Raw genomic sequence first — 19,626 nt, 5'->3', positions numbered from 1 at the left:
GGATCATTCCTCCTCCGTGGTTCTTAGAACAATCCGCCTATGCCTGACAGCAATTGGCAAATTGCGCACGAAAGTTCTCACAAATGATACGCTTGCGCATCGAAAAATCCAACTTGACGGAGTTCGGAAGGCACATCCAATGCTTGCCACGGACACGATGGAGCCCGGGCGCGAGAGCGCCGAACGCCGATTCCTCACGATCGCCTTCATTGATCTGATCGGCTACACGGAGCTGTCCGAAACACTGGACCCTGAAGACCTCGGCAGCCTCCAGCGCCGCTACCAGATGCTGGCGCTGGCGACGATGGAGCGCTATGGCGGCTTCGTCGCGCGCTTCATCGGCGATGGCGTGCTGGTCTATTTCGGCTACCCACGCGCGCACGAACGCGACGCCGAACGCGCCGTGCGCGCGGCGCTCGAGTTGCTGCGGCAACTGCGCCTCATGGACACCACGGTCAAGGGCCACACGGTCCCGGCCTTCAACGCGCGAATCGGCATCCACTCCGGGCTGGTGGTCGTCGCACACGAGCTGATGAGCGCGGGTGCCAGCATGCCGGGCATCGTCGGCGAGGCCGCGAACCTGGCGGCCCGTCTGCAGACCGATGCCCCGCCCGGCGGCATTCTCATCAGCGGCGACACGCTCGACCTGGTCGACGGCCTGATGGACATCGAGGCGCTGGGCACGCGGCACTACAAGGGGCTGTCGCGCGAAGTCAACGTCTTCAGCGTGCGCAACCTGATGCCCGGTGCGCGGCGCGCCGCACTCGGCTTTCAGCGCGGCGCCACGCGCATGGTCGGCAGGCAGGGTTCGATCGAGCGGCTGCTGGCGCGGTGGATGGCGGCCACCACGGCACCGCGCAGCCAGACCGTCGCAGTGGTGGCCGAAGCCGGCGCGGGCAAGACGCGACTGGTGCTCGAATTGCTGAACCGGCCCGAGTTCGCGGAGGCCCAGGTGCTCAAGGCCGGCTGCCACGAGATCTTCACCAGAACGCCGCTCTACACCTTCACCAACTTCTTCTGGGCCCGCGCCGGGCTGTCAACGGAGGACAGCCCGGCCGAGGCGTCGCTCAAGGTGTCGCGGCTGCTCGACGAGGTCGGCGCGGACGAGACCGGGCACCGCGAGCTGATGCTGGCGCTGCTCGGCCTGGGCGCGGTCGATCCCGCCGCCACGGCAACCCCGACGCCGCAACTCTTCAGGCGCCGGCAAGCCGAGTTCATCGTCGACTACTTCAAGAAGCTGGCCGGCGGCCAACCGACCGTGTTGTGGATCGAGGACATGCATTGGCTGGATCCTTCGTCGGCGGAGGTCTTGCAGGAACTGCTCGCTGCGGTCAAGAACGAGACCATCCTTGTATTGCTGACGATGCGATCGTTTCCGCCGGGCCCTGCGCTGCCGGAGACGGACGAGGTTGTCCAGCTCGAGCAGATGGACGATCGCCATTGCCTGGAGATCGCACGCTCGATTCCAGGCGCGGAAGTGCTGACGGCCGACATCCTCGACCAGGCGGTGGAGGCTGCCGAAGGCGTGCCGCTTTTCGTGGAGCAACTGGTCATGGGCCTGCTCGACGAGCGCGTGCATGGGAGCCTCCGAAACCGGCGGCTCGGCGGCGTGCCCTTGATGCTCGCCGAGTTGCTGTCGGAGCAGCTCGACCGACTGCCCGGCGGACGCCGCATCGTGCAGGCAGCTGCATGCATCGGCCGGTCTTTCGTGCCCGACTTTCTGCTGGCGGTGCTCGAAGAGGACGCGACGCAGGTCGCCAAGCCGCTCGAAGTGCTGGTCGCGGCCGAGATACTCTGGCCGAAGCGCCACGGCGCGGAGATTCAATACGAGTTCCGTCATTCGCTGCTGCAGCGCATGGCCTACGAGTCGATGGTGCAGACCGAGCGGCGCGCGGTCCATGGCCGCATCGTCGACGTCATGCGCCAACGGGAGTCCTCGCTGCCGGTCTTGCCGGAAGTGATGGCGCACCACCTCACGGAGGCCGGCCGCACGCCGCAGGCCATCGAGGCGTGGCTGCAGGCCGGTGTCAAGGCCGCCACCAATTCGGCGCACGTCGAGGCGGTCGACCACCTGCAAAAGGGCCTCGGCTTGCTGGCGGAGATCGACGACCCCAAGCAGCGAAGGCAGCTCGAACTCAACCTTCAGGTCTCGATGATGGGGTCGGTGCTTGCGACGCAGAGCGCGACGTCGACAGCATTGCACGCCTGCTGCGAACGCGGCTTGCAGCTGTGTGCGCAGGGCGATGCCACGCCGCTGGTCTTTCCGTTCGCCTTCGGCGAATTCACCTACGTGAACTGCTGCGGCAAGGGCGAGGAGGCCGAGCGTCTCGCCGGCATGTTCCTGTCGCTGTCGGAGCGCAACGGCTTCGAGTCCGGCCGGGTGATCGGCCATCGCATGCTCGGCATGGCGTTGCTGTCACAGGGCAAGGGCATCGAAGCACGGGCGCAGATCGAAGCCTCGCTGGCGCTCTACTCGCCCGAGCGCGATGCGGCGACGACGCGCATGTTCGGCCAGAACACCGAAGTTCACAGCAAGTCATTGCTGAGCCTGACGCTGTTCTGCCTCGGCGAGGTCGATGCCGCGCTCGCCGTGGGCGTCGACGCCCTGCGTACCGCCGACGCGCTGCGGCATCCGCATTCGACCGCCATCCCCCTGGTGTACGTGGGCGGATGGGTCTTCGGCCTTTGCGAGGCGACCGAGCCCATGCGCCGGGAAGCGCGCCGGCTGCTGCAGCTCGCGGAACAACATCGATTGGCGGGCTTTCGCGCCCACGGCATGGGTTTCTTCGGCTGGGCGCTGTGCCAGAGCGGGCACCTGGCGCAAGGCATTGCGGCGATCGAGCAGGCGGTCGCGGCCTTCGAAGCGGTGTCGTTCCATCTCGCCCTCGCGGGCCACTATGCCAACCTCGCGGATGCGCAGCGGCGCCTCGGCCGGCTGCAGCAGGCGCAGGCATCGGCAAGCCGAGCGCTCGCACTGGTGCCCGAGGGCAGCCGATGGCTCGAGCCCGAGGTGCTGCGGATTGCCGCCCTGGTCAACGCGGAGCTGGCGGACGACCCGGCGGTGACCGAAGCGATGCTGCGTCGGGCCGTGGAATCGGCACGGCGCCTCGCGTTTCCGGTCATGGAGCGGCGCTGCCTGGAAAGCCTCTCGGATTACCTGGGCTCGGACCGGCCGGACGCGCAAGCAGACGAGCGGTTTCGGGCACTCGACGGGCTTGTCGGACTGGCGCGGCGCGTCGAGAAGGTGGTGGGCGCCACATAGTCCGGCCTTCGAGACCGGCGGGGCGTCGCCCCTCAGGCCGAATGCCGAAGATGGAACGGCTGCTGGGTGTCGCGCTTGTCGAGTTGTCGCATCCGGCGCTCGAGGTCATAGATGTCGACCGCCCCGGCGAGATAGGTTTCTTCGGCCTCGCGCGAGTTCGGGAAGCGTCGTTGCAGCGATGCGAGCGCGGTGAACGCACGGTAGAGGAGTGTCATGTCAGTTTTTGGAGAAACCTGAAGAATAAGGGTTTTCCCTAATTCCTGCTGTGATCCTCGTCAAACCCGACAGGCGTTGAGGGATAGCCCAGCGACCCGCAGGCACTCGACTTTTCTCATACCTGACAGATATTTGGCGCGTTATATTTCGTCACCGCCACCGCACCGCTCCCGCCCGCATGGACAACGACGAGGTCAACAAGCTGCTGGCACGCATCGGCCGCGAAGACCAGGAAGCGTTTCGTCAGCTGTACAAGGCGTTCAGCCGCAAGGTGTACGCGTATGTCCTCAACATGCTGAGCGACCACGCGCGAGCCGAGGAAGTCCTGGCGGACTCGTTCTACGAGGTCTGGCGCCACCCCGATCGCTTTCGCGGCGATTCTCAGTTCTCCACCTGGCTCATCGGGATTGCGCGCAGAAAGGCGCTGATGGTCTACCGTGCGCGGCGGCCTGACGAGGTGCATGGCGATCTCGACGACATCGCCGAGACCACCGCCTCCGACACGCCTGACGGCTACGCGGAGCTGGCTGGCAAGCAACGGCGTGAAGGCGTGCAACATTGCATGGGCAAGCTGTCGGACGAGCATCGCGAATGCCTGCACCTGGTGTTCTACGAGGGCATGAGCCTGGCTGACGTGGCGGAGGTACAGAACTGCCCCGAGGGCACCGTCAAGACGCGCCTGTTCCACGCCCGCCAGAAGATCAAGAATTGCCTGCAGTCGCTGCTGCGCAGCGAGGGGAGTGCCCCTGACGCCAGGGGCGCTCTTGCATCCTGAAGATGCTCGTGGCGTATTTGGCAATTGCGCGAATTAATTTGAACCGTCCGCCGGGCTCGTGCAACCAAGGGGCTGACACGGCATGTCCCGTGCAGGAATGATCATCATGAAAGAACGCTTCGAAGAACTCCTCCCCTGGTATGCCAACGGCTCGCTGGGCGCCGAAGACCGCGCCTGGGTCGAGGCCTACATGGCACAGCATCCCGAGTCCCGCAGCGAGCTGGACTGGTATCGCTCATTGCAGGCGCGCGTGCAGGAAAACGCCCCGGCCGTGCCGGCAACGATCGGCCTGGCCCGCACCATGCGCCTGATCCAGGGCGACCGTCCGACCCTGGCCGAACGCATCGGCGCCTTTTTCGGCAACTTCGGCATGCGCCCGAGCTACGCGCTGGCCGCGCTGGCGGTCATGGCAGTGCAAGGTGGCGTCATCGTGAACATGCTCGGCAGCGCTCGCGAGAGCGCCGACGAAATCCGCGCGCTGCACGCGGTTCGGGTCGAAGAGGGCCCGATGCTGAAGATCAGCTTCGCGCCCGACGCCAAGGAGAGCGACATCCGCATGCTGGTGGTCCAGGTTCACGGCGAACTGGCCGGCGGCCCTGGCCAACTCGGCGACTACTACCTGCGCGTACCGGCCGGCAGCGAAGCGGCGGCGCTCGCACAGGTCAAGGCCGCCCCGATCGTTCAGGCCGCCTCGCTCGCAGCCGGCGTGCCGCCCCGGGAGTAGCCGACATGGCCGCACTGCTGACCCGTCGTCTGCTGCTGCGCGGCGCACTGGGTGCCGCAGCCCTGCCCTTCGGTCCCGCCATGAGCGCCCCGGCCGACGCCAGCGCCGCCGGGTCGCGCATCGCATTGGTGATCGGCAACGGCGCCTACCGCACTGCACCGCTGAAGAACCCGCCGGGCGACGCCATCGCCGTCGCGGCGGCGCTGCGCGGCCTGGGCTACGAGGTGACCCTGCGTCAGAACACGCGACTGCCGGAACTGATCGAATCGCTGCGCGAGTTTTCGATCCGTGCGCCCAAGGCGGCGGTTCGCGTGGTGTTCTATGCCGGCCATGGGGTTCAGGTGAAGGGTCGCAACTACCTCGTGCCGATCGATGCCGACCCGCAGTCCGAAGATGACATCCAGCGGCAAAGCGCGGACGTCGGCGAGTTCGTCGACCGACTCAGTGCGATCGGCACCGGCGCCAACATCGTGGTGCTCGATGCCTGCCGAGTGAACCCGTTCGCCGGCGGCGTCATCGTGGGTCCCGATGGACGGCGCCTGAAATTCCGCGGCGCGACGCCGGGCGGCCTGGCATCGCTCGATGCGCCGGTGGGCACGCTCGTGGCCTTTTCGACCGCGCCGAACGGCGTGGCGCTCGACAGCGCCAGCAGCGAGCACAGCGTCTATGCACGCCACCTGCTGGCCAACATGTCGATGCCAGGGCTGCAGATCGAGCAACTCTTCAAGCGGGTGCGTATCGGTGTGGCCGAAGACACCGGCCGCGTACAGGTACCCTGGGAGTCCTCGAGCCTGACCGCTGACTTCTGCTTCAAATCGAACGCCAACGGGCGCTGCGGCAGCTGAGCCACCCCTCACGCGTGGTCTTCAATGAAGCGCTCGAGCTCGCGCGCGAAGCGCAGTGGCTCACTGACATGCGGCGAATGGCCGGCATGCGGATAGACCGAGACCTGCGCGTGCTTCACCGTGTCGCGATACCAGGCATCGAGCGGCACACCGGCGTAGTGCGGGCTGCGGGCCCCGAGCACGACGAGCAGCGGCGCGTCGAGGCGCGACAGCGAAGCGCGGAAGTCGGCCTTCGCCATTGACTCCGCCAGGTCGAGCAGCGGCTTGACATCGATCCGCCCCAGGCGGCGACGCAGCATCCGTCCGAGCGGCGCTTCGACAGCCAGCTGGCGCCGCAACCAAGCGCCCCCGAGTGCTCCGACCTCGTTCAACAGCGTCTCGGCCAAATCCCGGCGAGCGCCAGCGATCAGCCCCGACAGCATCGCCGCGCTGCAGCCGCCGAACAGCCCCAGTCGCCAGCTGTCGTCCGTCACGATGCGCGGCGACTGGTCGACCAGCGCCACCGCAGCAACCCGCTGCGTGCCATGCAGGTGCAGGTATTGCATCAACGTCAGCGCGCCCATGGAATGCCCGACCAGGATCGAGCGCTGCAGCCCGAAGTGGTCGAGTGCCTCGGCCAGGTCGTTCGCAAGCCGCGCCAGCGTGATGCTGCCGCTCGCCGACCGGCAGCTGCCATGGCCGCGTGCGTCCCAGCTCAGCACGCAATGGCGCCTTGCCAGCCTCCGGGCCACCGGCAGCCAATCGCGATGCGTGCATCCAAAGCCGTGCACCAGCACCAGCGGCGACCCGCGGCCGAGCACACACACGGGAACAACGTGGCCATCGGTGGCCGTGAAGGTGTCGTATTCGCCCGCACCGCGTGAGCCGAGACCCATCAATCCGAAGTTGCGCAGCGCGTCGAAGGCACCGCGCAAGCCCGTCAGGCGCGCGGGGTTCGGCGGCGGATCAGGCGGCGCGCTGTCGGGCATCGCTGGCGATCCTACCCCGGTGCGGGGTTTGCCCGAAATCTCCTTGAACCGAATCCGGAAGGTCCGCAACCCATGGGCGGGAAGGCAAGCAATTCGGCAAGCCCAACCTCAAACCCTGTCATCACTCCCTGGAGATCATCATGCAAATCGTTCGCAAAGCAACCCTCGTCATCGCCCTCGGTTTCGCCTTCGGTGGCGCGATGGCCGGCGAAATCGCCGGCTCGACGGTGCTGTCCACCAACGCCAACAACACCTCGTCCGGCTTCCTGGCCACCGCGCGTCAGAACATCGGCGTGTCCGAGGGGAACTCCAAGATCACCAACAGCACGGTGATCGCCAACGGCGCCAACAACTCCGCCTCGGGCTTCCTGTCGACGGCGAACCAAGACGTCGGCCGTGCACGGGACAACGGCGAGCTCACCAACAGCACGGTCATCGGAACCAACCTGAACAACAGGGCTTCGGGCTTCCTCAGCACTGCCACGCAGGAAGTGGGCTTCGCCAAGGGCAACGGCAAGGTGAGCAACTCGACCGTTATCGCCAATGGTGCAAGCAACACCGCATCCGGCTTCCTGTCCACGGCCAGCCAGCAGATCGGCGGCGCGCAAGGCAACGGCAAGCTGACCAACTCGACCGTCATCGCCACCAACTCCAACAACACCGCAAGCGGCTTCCTGTCCACCGCCGCCCAAAGCATCGGAGTCGCCAAGTAACCAGCGCTGCGCTTTCATCGCTCATCCGCCAGCGCCCACGGCGCTGGCGGCTTTCCAGCAAGGAGACCCCCCATGAATACCCCCCTCGTCCGCACCTCCCGCATCCTCCTCGTCGCCATCACGCTGGGCGCATGCGCCAGTGCATTCGCGGGGCAGGAACTGCTGGAGGTCGACTCGCGGTTCCGCGCGAAGATCGCGAAGGAGAAGATCCGCATCGGCGCACAGGAGCGCAAGGCGGAAGAACAAGGGAAGTCGCTGGACCCGAACCAGGGCACCTGCGGGAGCCAGAGCATCGGCAACATCGACACCGGCGGGCGCATCGGAGCCGCTCCGCGCGAGGTGTTCGTGTTCGCACCCAATGCGATCAACATCGTCGGCCGCGGCAGTTGCCAGTGACCCGAAATCCCTCAGAACGGAGATGTCATGAAACCGCCCCGCATCGTGCGCTTCCTGGCCCTTGCAGCCATCGCGGCACTCGCCGGCTGCCAGACGCTCGAGGTCAAGCAGCAAACCATCGAACAAACCGCCGAGATCCGCATCGGCCCCGAGCAAAAGCCCCAGCGCTCGATCACGGGCTTTTCGCAGGCGCTGCGCTGCATGGACACGCTGATGCTCGACTTCGGCGTGCACGACGTGACGATGCTGACCGAGGAAATCAACGACGAAACGAAGAAGCTGAACGCCGGAACGCGTGACATGCTGATCTCGGCGGTGTCGGACATGTCGCGGCGCAGCCGCGCGGTGCGCCTGGTCGCGTTCGGCAAGGACACATTGAACGTGGTCAGCTTCTTGTCGGCAGCGCAGACCACAGCGGTCTACCAGGCGATTCCGCGCTACGACATCAAGGGCTCCGTGTCGCAGTTCGACGAGAACCTGATCAAGAACCAGAAGGACATGGGCATCGGCTACTTCCCGTACTTCAACCTCGGCGTTGCCAAAGACGCGTCCACCAGCATGCTGGCGCTCGACCTGAGCGTGCTGTCGACCAGCGACATGGGGGTGCTGCCGGGGGTCACGTCGCGCAATGCCGTGGTGATCATGAAGCAGGGCAAGGGCATCGACGGCGATGCCGCCTACCAGAAGTTCGGCATCAACTACAGCATGAACCTGGCACGTTCGGAAGGCAACTCGCAGGCGCTGCGCGGCCTGGTCGAACTGGCGGTGGTGGAACTCATCGGCAAGCTGACGAAGACCCCCTACTGGTCCTGCCTGGGCGTCAGCGACCCGAAGGCGAACGAGGAAACGCGTCTCGAGCTGCTGGATTGGTACAGCGCGATGGCTTCGACGCGCATCGAGCTGATCGCCTACTTCCAGAACCAGCTCCGCCATCGCGGGTTCTACGACGGCCCGATCGACGGCGAATTCAATCCTGCCATCGACGAGGCGATCTCCAACTATCGCGAGCAGCTCGGCCTGAGCCGCGCGGCAGTGCTCGACGACAAATTCTTCAGCGCCTTCCTCGCTGCAGACCACAGCAAGATCAAGCGCCCGGCACAACCGGCACGCTACGTTGCGCCCGGCACGCCTGCCACCCCGCCCGGATCACGGACGGCTGAAGCCACCGCACCGACGACGGCCCCCGCACCCACGGCGACGCCCCTGAAGCTGTCCGTCTCGGCCCCGAACCAGCAGACCCGGTTTGCCCCCGGGGAGTCGATCAGCCTCTCCCTGGCGCCGTCGCAGGACGCCCACGTCTACTGCTACCTGCGGGACGAGGAGGCCAAGGTCATCCGCTTCTTCCCCAACCGGTTCACGCGGGACTCGCGCATCGCTTCGGCCAAGCCTCTGACATTGCCCGGCTCGATGCGCTTCCAGCTCTCGATGAATGCGAAGGGCGTGCCCGAGACAGTGACCTGCTTCGCAACGCCGCGCGACGTACTGCCCTCGCTGCCCCAGGCGGTGGTCGGGATCGACTTCGAACCCCTGCCCGGCGCCACGCTCGCGATGATCAGCGCCGCCTTCGACAAAGCCAGCGGCGGCACGCTCGCCCAGGAGAACTTCCATGTACAAGCCAAGTGATTTCCTCTCTGATCGTCGGGAACGGCGCGGCGCACGCCTGGCAGCGCTTTCCCTGGTGGCCGTCGTTGCCGTGACCGGCGTCGTCCTGCAGTGGCCCCGCGGCGCGACTGCGGCTGTCGCGGCCATCATCGGTGGCGACGACCGTGTCGCACCCCCGATGGGGCCAACGCCGCCGGCAGCGGGCGGGAAGGCACCCGCCACCTACCAGCTCCGCTGCTGGCAGAACGGCCGGCTGCTGTTCGAAGAAGGGCCGGTCACGCTGAGCGCCGAAGCACGGCAGGGCGCAAGGATGGTGGCGACCGACCGCCGTGGCGGGGCCCTGTTCGTCACCGCCGATCTCGGCGGAACCACCTGCATGGCGCGCCCCTACCCGCCCCCGCCCGCCCTCTGGCTGCCGCGCTGAGGCCCATTCCGCCGTCACCTGGAGCCCCGACATGAACTGGTTCACCCAAGCCTTCCCGCAACCGCCGTCGCTCCGGGCTGCGGCCCTTGCCGCCGGCTGCGCTGCGTTTCTTGCCGCGACTCCTTCCGGGACCGCACGGGCAGCCACCGAAACCCGCGGCGTCGCCGACTTCGACGAGGTCGTGCTTGCCGTCGCCGGCGACGTCCGCATCGAACAGGGCCTGCGCGAGTCGCTGACCCTGGAGGCCGAGCCTGCGGTGCTGCGCAAGATCACGACCGAGGTCCGCGATCGGCGACTGCTCATCGGCCTTGGGCCGGGTCGGGTCGAGACGAGGCAGCCGATCCGGATGAAACTCGGCGTCCAGAGCTTGCGCGCCTTCGAGTCGCGCGCCGCCGGCGAGATCAGCATCGGACCGCTGCGCAGCGACACGCTCGCACTGGTACTGGCGGGCAGCGGCTCGATCCGCCTCGAGCGCCTGGAGAACGCGCGCAGTCTCGACGTGCGAATCACCGGTGCCGGCGATGTCGCCGTCGGCGGCGGCAAGGTGGCGGCGCAGCAGCTCGCCATCGCCGGCATCGGCACCTATTCCGCACCCAGGCTCGCCAGCGAGCGCGCCGACGTGGCCATCGATGGCAACGGTGAAGTGCAACTCGCCGCCAGCACCACGCTGGCGGTGCGCATTGGCGGTGTCGGCAACGTGCGCTACCACGGCGACCCGGCGGTGACACGTTCCATCCGCGGCATCGGCTCGGTCGAGAAAGAGTGAACCGGGCAGGCGGCGCACGCAACCCATGGGCATCGACGAACCCCACACCCAAGGAGCCCTCCCATGATCCGCTACCTCAGCACCCTCGCCCTCGCCATCGCCGCCGCACTGGTCACCCCCCTCGTGAAGGCCGAGAAGGTCATGGTCTACCGCGAAGGCCAGCTCGTGCTCCCGCAGGACGTGGCGGACGTGCTCGGCAATACCCGTTCGATCCGCCTGCTCGACGATGCGCCCGCCGCCCCGGCGAAGGCCACCGCGGTGGCGACGGGCTCCCGGGTGAATGCATCGGCACGTCCCTCGGAATCCACCCGTGCCGCGCGCAATGACTCGAAAGCGCCCGCCTCGGCGCTGTCCCTGCCGGTACGGTTCGCTTTCGATTCCGCCGAGATCCTTCCGGCCGCACGGATCCAGCTCGACGCACTCGCCAAGGGCATCAAGCTGCTGGCACCAGGAAGCATCGTCACGGTCGAAGGCCACACCGACGCCAAGGGCAGCCCGGCCTACAACCTCGAGCTCTCGCGCAACCGGGCCCGCGCCGTGCGTGACTATCTCGTTCACGAACACGGCATCGACGCCGCACGCCTGAAGACGGTCGGGTACGGCCCCAGCCAGCCGATCGAAGACACCGATCCGTACTCGGCCATCAACCGTCGCGTGCAGTTCCGCGGCGCCTGAGCGTTCGCCGCGCAATGCCCGAGGCGGACCGGATCGCGGCGGCCCGCCCTCCCCTTGTGCCGCCGCAGCGCTCGCCCGAGAATGGCATGCGATCGCCCGTGGAGTCCTCGAGGTCCGCAGCATCCATTTTTTCGGCCGTCACCATGAATCGCCGTCGCCTGCTCGCCTGCCTTGGCCTCGGTTTCGGCTTGAGCCGGGCCGGCCTCGCGCAAGCGCAGCAGGCCCCGGTCGACTCGCCAGGGCAACGCCGTGTCGCACTCGTGATCGGCAACGGCCGGTACCCCGAAATCCCGCTGAACAATCCCGAGCATGACGCTCGCCTGGTCGCGCAGACTTTGCGCAGCCTCAACTTCGAGGTCGGCGAGCATCTGAATCTCAATGCCCGCGACTTCAAGCGCGTGCTGCGGGAATTCGCTCGCCGGATGGACGACGATCAGGTCGCGTCGGTCTTCTACTACGCGGGCCACGGCATACAGATCGGCGGGCGCAACTTCCTGCTGCCGGTCGACATCGCATTGCGCGACGAGGCCGAAGTGCGCGACGAGGCCATCGACATGCAGGAGGCGCTGCTCACGCATGTCGACCGGGTGCGTCCGCGCGCGCGCATCTTCATCATCGACGCCTGCCGCAACGACCCCTTCGCGTCACGCCGTGCTGCCTCGCGCAACGCCAACGGCCTGGCCGAGATGGCGGCGCCGGGTGCCCTCATTGCCTTCTCCGCGGCGCCCGGTCGCGTCGCCGAGGACGGCCCGGTCGGCGGCAACAGCATCTACACGCGCTACCTCGCCTCCGAGATGCGGACCCCGGGGGTGGATGTCGAGGAGATGATGAAGACCGTTCGCATCAAGGTGCTGCGCGACACCCAGGAACGCCAGATCCCCTGGGTCAACACGTCGATGGTCGTGAATTTCATGTTCAACCCCGCGCCGGCACCGACGCTGGCCGGGCCGAAACGCAACCTGCAGCTGCTCGTGCAGGCGCAACGCAGCCTGAACACCGATGCGCGCGATGCATCGGCCTCGTTGGCGCTGCGGGTCTATGTACTGAGCGATGCGAGCGGGTTCGAGAAGGCGAGCTTCGACAGCCTCTACGACGATGACGAAGCCACCCTCGGGTCGAACATGCTTGCGCGCCAGAGTCTGTTCCTGCGCCCCGGCGAGGCCCGCGAGCTGGACCTCGAACTGCGCGGCGACGCGCGTGCCGTCGCGGTGTTCGGCGCGTTTCGGGAAATCGAGAGCTCTCAGTGGCGTGCCGTCCTGCCCTTGCCGGGTGGATCGCTGGCGCGCGCGCGCCTCGACGCGCAGGCGCGCCGGCTGCAACTGGGGTGGGCCAAGTGATGGGCAGCGGCATCGACGAGCCGGCCGCCGCGCGCGCACTTCGCGTCGAAGCCCTCCCCCTCGTTGCCCTGCTGTCACGCCTGCGCGACTCGGCGCCCGTCGATCCGGCCGAATTGCGCCGGACGCTGTCAGCGGCGGTGGCCCATTTCGAGGCCAATGCGCGCGTCGCAGGTGTCGATGAGGCCAGCGTCGCGGCCGCGAGCTATGTGCTCTGCGCCTGGGGCGATGAGCAGTTCGGCGCCGGAGCCGGCGGACTGCTGCAGCGCTTTCACGGGGAGGCCGACGGCGGCGACAAGCTCCTGCGCCTGCTGTCGCGGCTGGCCGAAAAGCCGCGCGAGCATCGCGCGCTGCTCGAGCTCTTCCATACCTGCCTGAGTCTCGGGCTGCGTGCGGGCATGGCGCCCGACAGCCGAGACCATGAAATCCTGCGCACGCGCGTGCACCTCGCGCTCGAACAGGCGTCCCCGGTTCCGGCGCTGGTGGCGCCGTGGCACTGCGCGCCCGCTGCGGCCAACCCACCGCGGGCGTCACGTGTCGCGTTGCCGGCGGTGCTGCTGCTCGGCGTGCTTGCCGTCGGCATCTACACCGCCAGCCAGCTTCAGCTTGCAGCGCGCGTCGACGGCGTGCTGGCGTCCTTGCAGCGACTCGTACCGGCACCCGCCGTCGCCGCGCAGCCGGTGGTGGCCACCGCGAAGGGGCCGCCGCGGCTGGCCTCGAGCCTGCGCGACGACATCGATGCGGGCCGGCTGTCGGTGCGCGATGAAGCGCTGCGCAGCGTGGTCGTCATCGGCGCCAACGCGCTTGACGACGCCACCGGCCCGTTGACGCGCCTGGGCTCGGCGCTGAAAAAGATGCCGGGCAAGGTGCTCGTCGTCGGCTACACCGACGGCAGCGATCCCCCGACGGCGCGCACGCCCTCGGCCTGGCATCAGGCGATGGAATGGGCGCGCGGCGCCGCCGACGTCCTGCGTCCACAACTCGGCGATGAGCGGCTGGCGGTCGAGGCCCGCGTCGACGCCGCGGCCGGCGCGCCACTTCGACGCGTCGAGATCGTCCTGTTCCCGGAATGACGGCCTCGCCACGCTTCGTGCAACGCGCCATCAACCTCGGCGCTGCAGGCGCCTTGTTGTGGTTCGCGGCACCGCTGCTGGCCTTCGGCAGCTGGCATCCCTTCGACGGCCCGCGCGCACGCGTGGCCTTGCTGGCGCTGGCGGCGCTCCTGCTGGTCGGCCTGCGGGGACTGCGCGGGTGGCTGGCCCGGCGGCGCAACGAGCAATTGCTGAAGGGCCTCGAATCCGGCGACGCCACCGTCGAGCTGAGCCAGCGCTTCCGCGAAGCGCTCGCGCTGCTGCGCCAGGGTGTCGGAGCGCAAGGCGCGCATCGCTGGTGGCAGCGCCGGCGACAGGTGCAGCAATTGCCCTGGTACCTCATCATCGGGGCGCCCGGGGGCGGCAAGACCACCGCGATATGGCATTCGGGCCTGCGCTTTCCGCTCGCCGAAAAGCTCGGACGCGACCCGCTCGCGGGTATCGGCGGAACGCGCCAGTGCGACTGGTGGTTCAGCGAGGACGCCGTGTTCATCGACACGGCTGGACGCTACACGACGCAGGACAGCGACGCCGTGGCCGACGCCGGGGAATGGCAGCAGTTCCTGGCGCTCCTGCGCCGGCACCGGCCGGTGCAGCCGATCAACGGCGTGATCGTCAGCGTCAGCGTGCCCGACCTGCTGCAAGGCGGCGCGGAACTCGCGCGCCAGTCGGCAGCCGTCGCATCGCGACTGGCGGAACTGCGCCGCGAACTCGATCTCGCCTTTCCGGTCTACCTGCTGGTGACCAAGGCCGACCTGCTCGCCGGCTTCGTCGAGACTTTCGGCGATCTCGACGCTGCGCAACGCGAGCAGCTCTGGGGCCTTGTGTTCGACGCCGATGTCGCAGGCCTCCCGGCCGATCTCGGCGCACGCCTCGACGACCTCGCGCAGCGCCTGGCGCAACGCACGCCCGAGTTGCTGCAGCAAGAGCGGATGCCGCAGCGCCGCCTGCCGATCTACGCCTTCGCGGCACAGTTCAAGACCCTGCTCGCGCCCCTCGAAGGATTCGTGCGCGAGGCCTTCGCCGACGTTGCCGCCGCGCCGGCGCAGCGCCTGCGGTCGATCGCGCTGACGAGTGGCACGCAGGAGGGCAATCCGATCGACCGGGTGATCGGCGAACTCGCGCGCAGCCACGGCCTGGCGCTGAAGCCGCTGCCGCGCCCCGATGCCGGTGGCAAGTCGTTCTTCCTGCATGCGCTGCTCAAGCGCCTGGTGATCGTCGAAGCGCCGCTGGCGGGCCAGCGGCTGCAGCGGCTGCAGCGGCGTCGGCGCCTCGGCATGTTCGGCGCCGCCTTCGCCGGTGCCGCGCTGCTCGCCGCCTCCGCCCTGTGGTGGCAGAGCTGGCGGCGCAACCTCGACTATGTCGACGCCGTGCGCACCCGTGTCGAGCAGTTGACCCGGCGCATCGGCCCCCTGGAATCGGCCAGTCTCGAACAGGTGTTGCCGCTCTATTCGGTGCTCGACCACCTGGCCGCGAACGACGGCATCGATCCGGACGCGCCGCCGGCGGGCTTCGGCTTCGGGCTGTTCCAGGGACCGCGGCTGGCGCGCTCGGCGGAACAGGTCTATCGCGAGATGCTGGACCGGAGCCTGGCGCCACTGCTCATCGAGCGATTGCGGCGCGACCTGCGCGAGGCCGGGGACAGCGCGACGCGCTACGAGGCGCTGCGCACCGCACTGATGCTCACCGACCCGCCACGCCTGAACCGCGGCGAGTTGCGCGGCTGGGTCGAGCAGACGCTGGCACAGGCGAGCGGCGCCGGCGAGCGTGGCGAGGTGGCGCGCCATGCCGGGAACCTGCTCGAACGCAGCGGGCTGGCCGAGGCCATGCGCCCCGACGACGCCGGCGTACGCGCGGCGCGCAGCGCCCTCGCGGCGCTGCCGCTGGCGCAACGCGTGCACGAACGCCTGCTGCGACGCGTTCCCGATCCCGAGCCGCCGCAGGATCTGCCGACGCGCCTCGGCGCGGCCAGTGCCCTTCTGTTCGCGGCGTCGAGCGCCGGGCCGATGCCGGCGCATTCGAGCGCCAGCGACTGGCGGCGCAATCTGGCGCCAGCGCTCGAGACGACCTTCGACGAACTCGCGAACGAGGCGGACTGGGTGCTCGGGGACACCGGCGGCGAAGTGCGACGCCTGCAGAAGGACCGCGCCTGGCGCGACGAAATCGCCACCCAGGTCGGCAAGCGCCAGGCCGAACGCGTGATCGCCACCTGGTCGCGCCAACTCGATGCCCTTGTGCTGGCACCCGGCAGTGACGCAATGGATGCCTCGCGCCAGGCCACTGAACTCACGGCGCCCGATTCGCCGCTGCGCCGCCTCCTGACACGCCTGGCCGACGACTTCAGCGCGACCTCACAAGGCGCAAGCGCCGCCGAGATCGCCTTCGATGGCACGCTGCGGGCACGCTTCGGTGCGCTCGGCGACTACGCGGCCGGTCCCGGACCGCAAACGCTCGACCGCCTTCACGCCCTGGTCGCCGGCAAGCGCGACGAGACCCGACGCGCCGAACTCGACGCGACCTTGCGCAACGAAGCGGCCGCTGCGCCAGCGCCGCTGCGCAGGCTCTATGCCGACCTCGGGACCTTGATCCGCTCGCGCGGCCGCGCCAAGCCGGGCTTCGACGCCGCGCTGGTCGAACTCGCGCAGGCCTGCAGTTCGTTGACGCGCGAGCGCTTTCCGTTCAGTGCCACCGCGACGCGGGACATGGCGCCGTCCGACTTCGCGCGCCTGTTCGGACCCGGTGGCCTGTTCGACGAATTCCGGCGCAACCAGTTGACCGAAAGAGTCGACACGTCGACCCGGCCGTGGAAGGCGCGCAGCGCAGGGGCCGATTCGAGTGCCTCGAGCAATTCGGACGCATTCGAGCGGGCGGCGGCCATCGGCAGCCTGTTCTTTCCCCAGGGTGCGCCGCTGCCCGAGCTCAAACTGCGCATCACGCCACGGCACATGGATGCCGAGTTGCTGCAGTTCAGCATCGATGTCGATGGCCAGCTCTTGCGCTTCGAGAACGGCCCGCCACGCGCCAAGGAACTGGTCTGGCCCGGACCGGCCTCGACGCAAAAAGTGCTGCTGCGCGTGCTGCCGCCCGGCCCGACCGGCGTCGGCGCCGAAGTCCATGAAGGTGCGTTCGCCTGGCTCCGGGTGCTGCTGCGCGGCGACTGGAAGGGCGAGCACGGCGCGCCGGCGCAGCTGAGCTTCGTCGTCGACACGCGCACCCTCGACGTCGAGGCGAGCGCAGCCGGGACACCAGACGCCGATGTCTGGACCCTCCGGGAACTGGCACGTTTTCATTGCCCGCAGGCATCATGGTGAAGTCGCCCTCGCGTCGCGTCTCCTGGTACGGCAAGTTGCCCGCGCGTGGCGACTTCGTCGGCCGCGGCCTGCCCGCACGCTGGCGCAGCGACTGGGATGGATGGCTGCAACGCGGCCTCGCCCTCGCCGCGACGACGCTGGGCGCCGCCGCGCTGCGTGAACGCCTGAGCACCTTCGCGCCGTGGCGCTATCTGGCGCTCCCGACGTCCGGCGAGATCTGGTGCGGAATCTTCACGGCGTCGCACGATCGTGTCGGACGCGCCTTTCCGCTGACGCTGGCCGAACGCTTCAACACCCCGCCCTCGCCGGGCGAAGGCGCCGCACGGCTCGCGTCGCTGCTCGACGCAGCCGCACAAGGGCCCGAGGCGCTCGAGGCCGCGATCGCCGCCCTGCCGCCCCGTCCGGAGCAGGACTTCAAACCGGCCGAGCCCTGGCCGCCGGCGCCGGCCAGCCTCTGGTGGCCGCTCGCCGCCGCAGACGATGTCGTTGCGCGGCCCGCGGCCTGGCCGCCGGAGCCGGCACTTCTGCTCGAACTGCTCGGTGTTCAACCCGGCTCGCACCAGATCGCGAGCGCGGAATAGTTGTCCTGGTCGCTGCGATCGGCTCGCCGCACACCCGCTTCGAGTCGATCGAGCCAGGCCTGGATGCCGCTGCAGCCGGCCAGGCTGCGCTCCATCGCCAGATCGTCGAACGCCGACCAGAGGCCGTCGCTGCACAGCAGCAGGGCATCGCGGGCAGCGAGCAGCTGCGGCGTTTCCAGGATCTCGACGTCGAAGCCTTCGGGCGAGCCGAGCGCCGAAGTCAGCTGCCCCGGGGCGGCGTCGCTCGCGTTCAGCCCGGCATCGCGCAAGCTCTGCGCGAGGCTTTGATCGCGCGTGCGCCCGAGCAACCGGGCGTCATGCCATCGGTACAGCCGCGAGTCGCCGGCATGGGCCCAGATCGCCGCGCCACTGCGCAGGTCGAGCAGCAGCACGACGATGGTGGTGCGCATGTCGGCCGTGGTCGTGCCCGCGACCTGCTGCGCGACCACCGCGTCGTTGGCCCCCTGGACAAGGCGCTTCAGCGCGATCGGGCTGACCTCGGGTCGGAGCGCGAAGGCTTCGAGCACATGCGTCACGGCCGCGCGCGACGCCGTCTGGCCGCCGCCGTGTCCACCCGCACCGTCGCACAGGACGGCGACAAGGGCGTCAGCGCCCTGCCAATAGCCGAAGGCGTCTTCGTTGGACTCGCGCCGCCCGGTTCGCGACAGCGCGGCGACCGAGTAGTTCAACGCGCGTTGGGCCATGGCGGCTCCGGCGGTGGGACATCGGCATCGGCGTTCACGCGCGACTGGGCTTCGTAGGCGCGCAGGAATTCCCGTCCGAAGATGGTCTCGAAGTCGTCATCCAGGTGCGCGAGCAGGTGGGCGTGCTGCAGCCGATGGCGCTCCCAGAGGGCCGCGGCGCGGCGCTTGGGAAGGCGCGCAAGAAGATCGCGCGGCGGTCCTTCCGCGTTCTCGGCGGCCTCGGGCCCCAGGCGGGAAAAGAGCTCGAACACCGCCGCGCGCATGCCGGCGACCATCGCCACCTGGTGGACCAGCAGGTCGCGATTCGCATCGCGCAGCGCCGCCACGGGGTCGAGAAAGCCGGGGCTCGGGACACGCTGCAGCATCCGGGTCAAGGCTTCGGTCGCGTCCGGCGAGAACTTCAGGGGATTGTTCTGACGCGGCGCGATCACCGTGCCCTCGGCGCGCATGTGGCGTTTCGCGACCGCGCGGCTTTTCAGCAGCGCGAGCGTGCCCTCGGCGGTTGCCCGCAGAAGTGCGCCCAGGTGTTCCATCAACTCCGGCGTCAACGGCGGCACCTGGGCGCAGCCCAGTTCGGCGCCGCGACCGAACGCCGCTGCAAGCTCGGCCAGATCCGGCGATCCGCCCGCGGGCGCGGTCGATGCGGCAGCCGCTGCGCTGGCGGGCCGCGGCAGCTCCGCCGAAGGCGGTGGCAACGAGGGCGCGCTGTGCATCACCGGCGTGCCGGTCCGCACGACCAGCGGATCCGTCTTCCAGGACACCACCGCGCTCGCTGACACCGCCTCGGGCGCCGATGCCACTTCGGGCGCCGGCGCCAGGGCCGGCAGCGGCGATTGCGCGGCGAGCGGATCGAGCGCGCCGTCCAGGTCGAACCAGCGATCCAGACGCGCCCGCGGAGCCGCCGGCGCCGCAATGCACTCGACAGCGAGCTCGAACCCGCCGATGCGCAGGAAGTCCCCGACCGACAGGCCCAATTGGTCACCCGGGGCGAGCTGCGTGTCGTTCACCCACAAGGGGGTGGTGACGCTGATGCAGCGCACGAGCACGTCCTGGCCGGCCATGACGACTTGCGCGTGTTGGCGCGACACCCCGCGCAGCGGGTCGGCCAGCACCAGGTCGCATTCGGGAGCGCGGCCGATGATGATGCCCTCCGGAGAAAGCGGAAGCGCCGTCGCATCGGGCTCGGTGGCGCCGGGGCGGCGCATGACATGCAGCGCGATCACGGTGGGCCCGTTCGGA

18 protein-coding genes are annotated in these 19,626 nt (G+C 68.8%); 14 read left to right on the top strand and 4 right to left on the bottom strand.

All coding sequences use genetic code 11. From position 1 onward, the window contains the following. The first annotated feature begins 61 nt into the window (after window positions 1-61). Window positions 62-3,262 (top strand): ATP-binding protein, encoded by a 3,201-nt coding sequence (locus QTI17_RS10130; RefSeq protein WP_286532869.1) that lies wholly within the window; start codon window positions 62-64, stop codon window positions 3,260-3,262. A gap of 32 nt (window positions 3,263-3,294) precedes the next feature. Here QTI17_RS10130 and QTI17_RS10125 read toward each other — a convergent pair whose 3' ends face one another. Continuing rightward, the gene (locus QTI17_RS10125; RefSeq protein WP_286524307.1) at window positions 3,295-3,477 is read right to left on the bottom strand and encodes a DUF3563 family protein; all 183 of its coding nucleotides are present in this window, start codon (window positions 3,475-3,477) and stop codon (window positions 3,295-3,297) included. Window positions 3,478-3,656: 179 nt separating this feature from the next. Between QTI17_RS10125 and QTI17_RS10120 the strand changes: the two genes are divergently transcribed. The 3 genes from QTI17_RS10120 to QTI17_RS10110 all read left to right on the top strand — a co-directional run bounded on the left by QTI17_RS10120 (window position 3,657) and on the right by QTI17_RS10110 (window position 5,822). Continuing rightward, on the top strand, window positions 3,657-4,253 hold the full coding sequence (locus tag QTI17_RS10120) for an RNA polymerase sigma factor (RefSeq protein ID WP_286532868.1): 597 nt from the start codon (window positions 3,657-3,659) through the stop codon (window positions 4,251-4,253). A 106-nt stretch (window positions 4,254-4,359) separates the two neighbouring features. Continuing rightward, window positions 4,360-4,977, top strand: coding sequence for an anti-sigma factor family protein (locus QTI17_RS10115; RefSeq protein WP_286532866.1), 618 nt, complete (start codon window positions 4,360-4,362; stop codon window positions 4,975-4,977). 5 nt (window positions 4,978-4,982) lie between these two features. After that, window positions 4,983-5,822 carry a caspase family protein gene (locus QTI17_RS10110; RefSeq protein WP_286532862.1) on the top strand — a complete coding sequence of 280 codons (840 nt, stop codon included), beginning with the start codon at window positions 4,983-4,985 and terminating at the stop codon, window positions 5,820-5,822. 8 nt (window positions 5,823-5,830) lie between these two features. Here the strand turns inward: QTI17_RS10110 and QTI17_RS10105 are convergent, their stop codons facing one another. After that, a complete protein-coding gene (locus tag QTI17_RS10105) occupies window positions 5,831-6,790 on the bottom strand; it encodes an alpha/beta fold hydrolase (protein ID WP_286532860.1) in 960 nt (319 codons plus the stop codon). Between the two features lie 140 nt (window positions 6,791-6,930). Here QTI17_RS10105 and QTI17_RS10100 point away from each other — a divergent pair, with 140 nt between their 5' ends. The 10 genes from QTI17_RS10100 (at window position 6,931) to tagF (ending at window position 17,683) form a co-directional block, all read left to right on the top strand. Further along, on the top strand, window positions 6,931-7,503 hold the full coding sequence (locus tag QTI17_RS10100; protein ID WP_286532858.1) for a hypothetical protein: 573 nt from the start codon (window positions 6,931-6,933) through the stop codon (window positions 7,501-7,503). Window positions 7,504-7,575: 72 nt separating this feature from the next. Further along, window positions 7,576-7,899, top strand: a complete 324-nt coding sequence (locus tag QTI17_RS10095) for a hypothetical protein (protein ID WP_286532856.1) — start codon at window positions 7,576-7,578, stop codon at window positions 7,897-7,899. A 27-nt stretch (window positions 7,900-7,926) separates the two neighbouring features. Then, on the top strand, window positions 7,927-9,522 hold the full coding sequence (locus QTI17_RS10090; protein WP_286532854.1) for a DUF4384 domain-containing protein: 1,596 nt from the start codon (window positions 7,927-7,929) through the stop codon (window positions 9,520-9,522). Next, a complete protein-coding gene (locus QTI17_RS10085) occupies window positions 9,506-9,925 on the top strand; it encodes a hypothetical protein (RefSeq protein ID WP_286532853.1) in 420 nt (139 codons plus the stop codon). Before QTI17_RS10090 ends, QTI17_RS10085 begins: the two co-directional genes overlap by 17 nt. A gap of 31 nt (window positions 9,926-9,956) precedes the next feature. Next, a complete protein-coding gene (locus QTI17_RS10080) occupies window positions 9,957-10,691 on the top strand; it encodes a GIN domain-containing protein (protein WP_286532851.1) in 735 nt (244 codons plus the stop codon). Window positions 10,692-10,754: 63 nt separating this feature from the next. Beyond that, window positions 10,755-11,366, top strand: coding sequence for an OmpA family protein (locus QTI17_RS10075; protein ID WP_286532850.1), 612 nt, complete (start codon window positions 10,755-10,757; stop codon window positions 11,364-11,366). 56 nt (window positions 11,367-11,422) lie between these two features. After that, window positions 11,423-12,703, top strand: a complete 1,281-nt coding sequence (gene tssJ / locus QTI17_RS10070; RefSeq protein ID WP_286532847.1) for a type VI secretion system lipoprotein TssJ — start codon at window positions 11,423-11,425, stop codon at window positions 12,701-12,703. Continuing rightward, window positions 12,703-13,773: a DotU/TssL family secretion system protein gene (locus QTI17_RS10065; protein ID WP_286532845.1), complete on the top strand. Its 1,071-nt coding sequence runs from the start codon at window positions 12,703-12,705 to the stop codon at window positions 13,771-13,773. The genes tssJ and QTI17_RS10065 overlap by 1 nt, the downstream gene beginning before the upstream one ends. Continuing rightward, a complete protein-coding gene (gene tssM / locus QTI17_RS10060) occupies window positions 13,770-17,102 on the top strand; it encodes a type VI secretion system membrane subunit TssM (RefSeq protein WP_286532843.1) in 3,333 nt (1,110 codons plus the stop codon). Before QTI17_RS10065 ends, tssM begins: the two co-directional genes overlap by 4 nt. Beyond that, window positions 17,096-17,683 (top strand): type VI secretion system-associated protein TagF, encoded by a 588-nt coding sequence (gene tagF, locus QTI17_RS10055; protein ID WP_286532841.1) that lies wholly within the window; start codon window positions 17,096-17,098, stop codon window positions 17,681-17,683. Before tssM ends, tagF begins: the two co-directional genes overlap by 7 nt. Here tagF and QTI17_RS10050 read toward each other — a convergent pair. Beyond that, window positions 17,647-18,387, bottom strand: a complete 741-nt coding sequence (locus QTI17_RS10050; RefSeq protein WP_286532839.1) for a PP2C family protein-serine/threonine phosphatase — start codon at window positions 18,385-18,387, stop codon at window positions 17,647-17,649. The two genes, tagF and QTI17_RS10050, sit on opposite strands and share 37 nt — an antisense overlap. Next, window positions 18,369-19,610: a type VI secretion system-associated FHA domain protein TagH gene (gene tagH / locus QTI17_RS10045; RefSeq protein ID WP_286532837.1), complete on the bottom strand. Its 1,242-nt coding sequence runs from the start codon at window positions 19,608-19,610 to the stop codon at window positions 18,369-18,371. Before tagH ends, QTI17_RS10050 begins: the two co-directional genes overlap by 19 nt. Between the last annotated feature and the right edge of the window lie 16 nt (window positions 19,611-19,626).

This window comes from Variovorax sp. J31P179 (genome assembly GCF_030316985.1).
Taxonomy (GTDB): Bacteria; Pseudomonadota; Gammaproteobacteria; order Burkholderiales; family Burkholderiaceae_C; genus Variovorax; species Variovorax ginsengisoli_B.
Note: the sequence above shows the minus strand (reverse complement) of the source record. Positions and strands in the feature narration are given on the sequence as shown.

What these genes read in the sequence shown, in the direction of transcription:
- QTI17_RS10125 (WP_286524307.1), bottom strand. Translation starts at nt 3,477, where the DNA reads ATGACACTCCTCTACCGTGCGTTCACCGCGCTCGCATCGCTGCAACGA.
- QTI17_RS10120 (WP_286532868.1), top strand. Translation starts at nt 3,657, where the DNA reads ATGGACAACGACGAGGTCAACAAGCTGCTGGCACGCATCGGCCGCGAA.
- QTI17_RS10115 (WP_286532866.1), top strand. Translation starts at nt 4,360, where the DNA reads ATGAAAGAACGCTTCGAAGAACTCCTCCCCTGGTATGCCAACGGCTCG.
- QTI17_RS10110 (WP_286532862.1), top strand. Translation starts at nt 4,983, where the DNA reads ATGGCCGCACTGCTGACCCGTCGTCTGCTGCTGCGCGGCGCACTGGGT.
- QTI17_RS10105 (WP_286532860.1), bottom strand. Translation starts at nt 6,790, where the DNA reads ATGCCCGACAGCGCGCCGCCTGATCCGCCGCCGAACCCCGCGCGCCTG.
- QTI17_RS10100 (WP_286532858.1), top strand. Translation starts at nt 6,931, where the DNA reads ATGCAAATCGTTCGCAAAGCAACCCTCGTCATCGCCCTCGGTTTCGCC.
- QTI17_RS10095 (WP_286532856.1), top strand. Translation starts at nt 7,576, where the DNA reads ATGAATACCCCCCTCGTCCGCACCTCCCGCATCCTCCTCGTCGCCATC.
- QTI17_RS10090 (WP_286532854.1), top strand. Translation starts at nt 7,927, where the DNA reads ATGAAACCGCCCCGCATCGTGCGCTTCCTGGCCCTTGCAGCCATCGCG.
- QTI17_RS10085 (WP_286532853.1), top strand. Translation starts at nt 9,506, where the DNA reads ATGTACAAGCCAAGTGATTTCCTCTCTGATCGTCGGGAACGGCGCGGC.
- QTI17_RS10080 (WP_286532851.1), top strand. Translation starts at nt 9,957, where the DNA reads ATGAACTGGTTCACCCAAGCCTTCCCGCAACCGCCGTCGCTCCGGGCT.
- QTI17_RS10075 (WP_286532850.1), top strand. Translation starts at nt 10,755, where the DNA reads ATGATCCGCTACCTCAGCACCCTCGCCCTCGCCATCGCCGCCGCACTG.
- QTI17_RS10065 (WP_286532845.1), top strand. Translation starts at nt 12,703, where the DNA reads ATGGGCAGCGGCATCGACGAGCCGGCCGCCGCGCGCGCACTTCGCGTC.
- tssM (WP_286532843.1), top strand. Translation starts at nt 13,770, where the DNA reads ATGACGGCCTCGCCACGCTTCGTGCAACGCGCCATCAACCTCGGCGCT.
- tagF (WP_286532841.1), top strand. Translation starts at nt 17,096, where the DNA reads ATGGTGAAGTCGCCCTCGCGTCGCGTCTCCTGGTACGGCAAGTTGCCC.
- QTI17_RS10050 (WP_286532839.1), bottom strand. Translation starts at nt 18,387, where the DNA reads ATGGCCCAACGCGCGTTGAACTACTCGGTCGCCGCGCTGTCGCGAACC.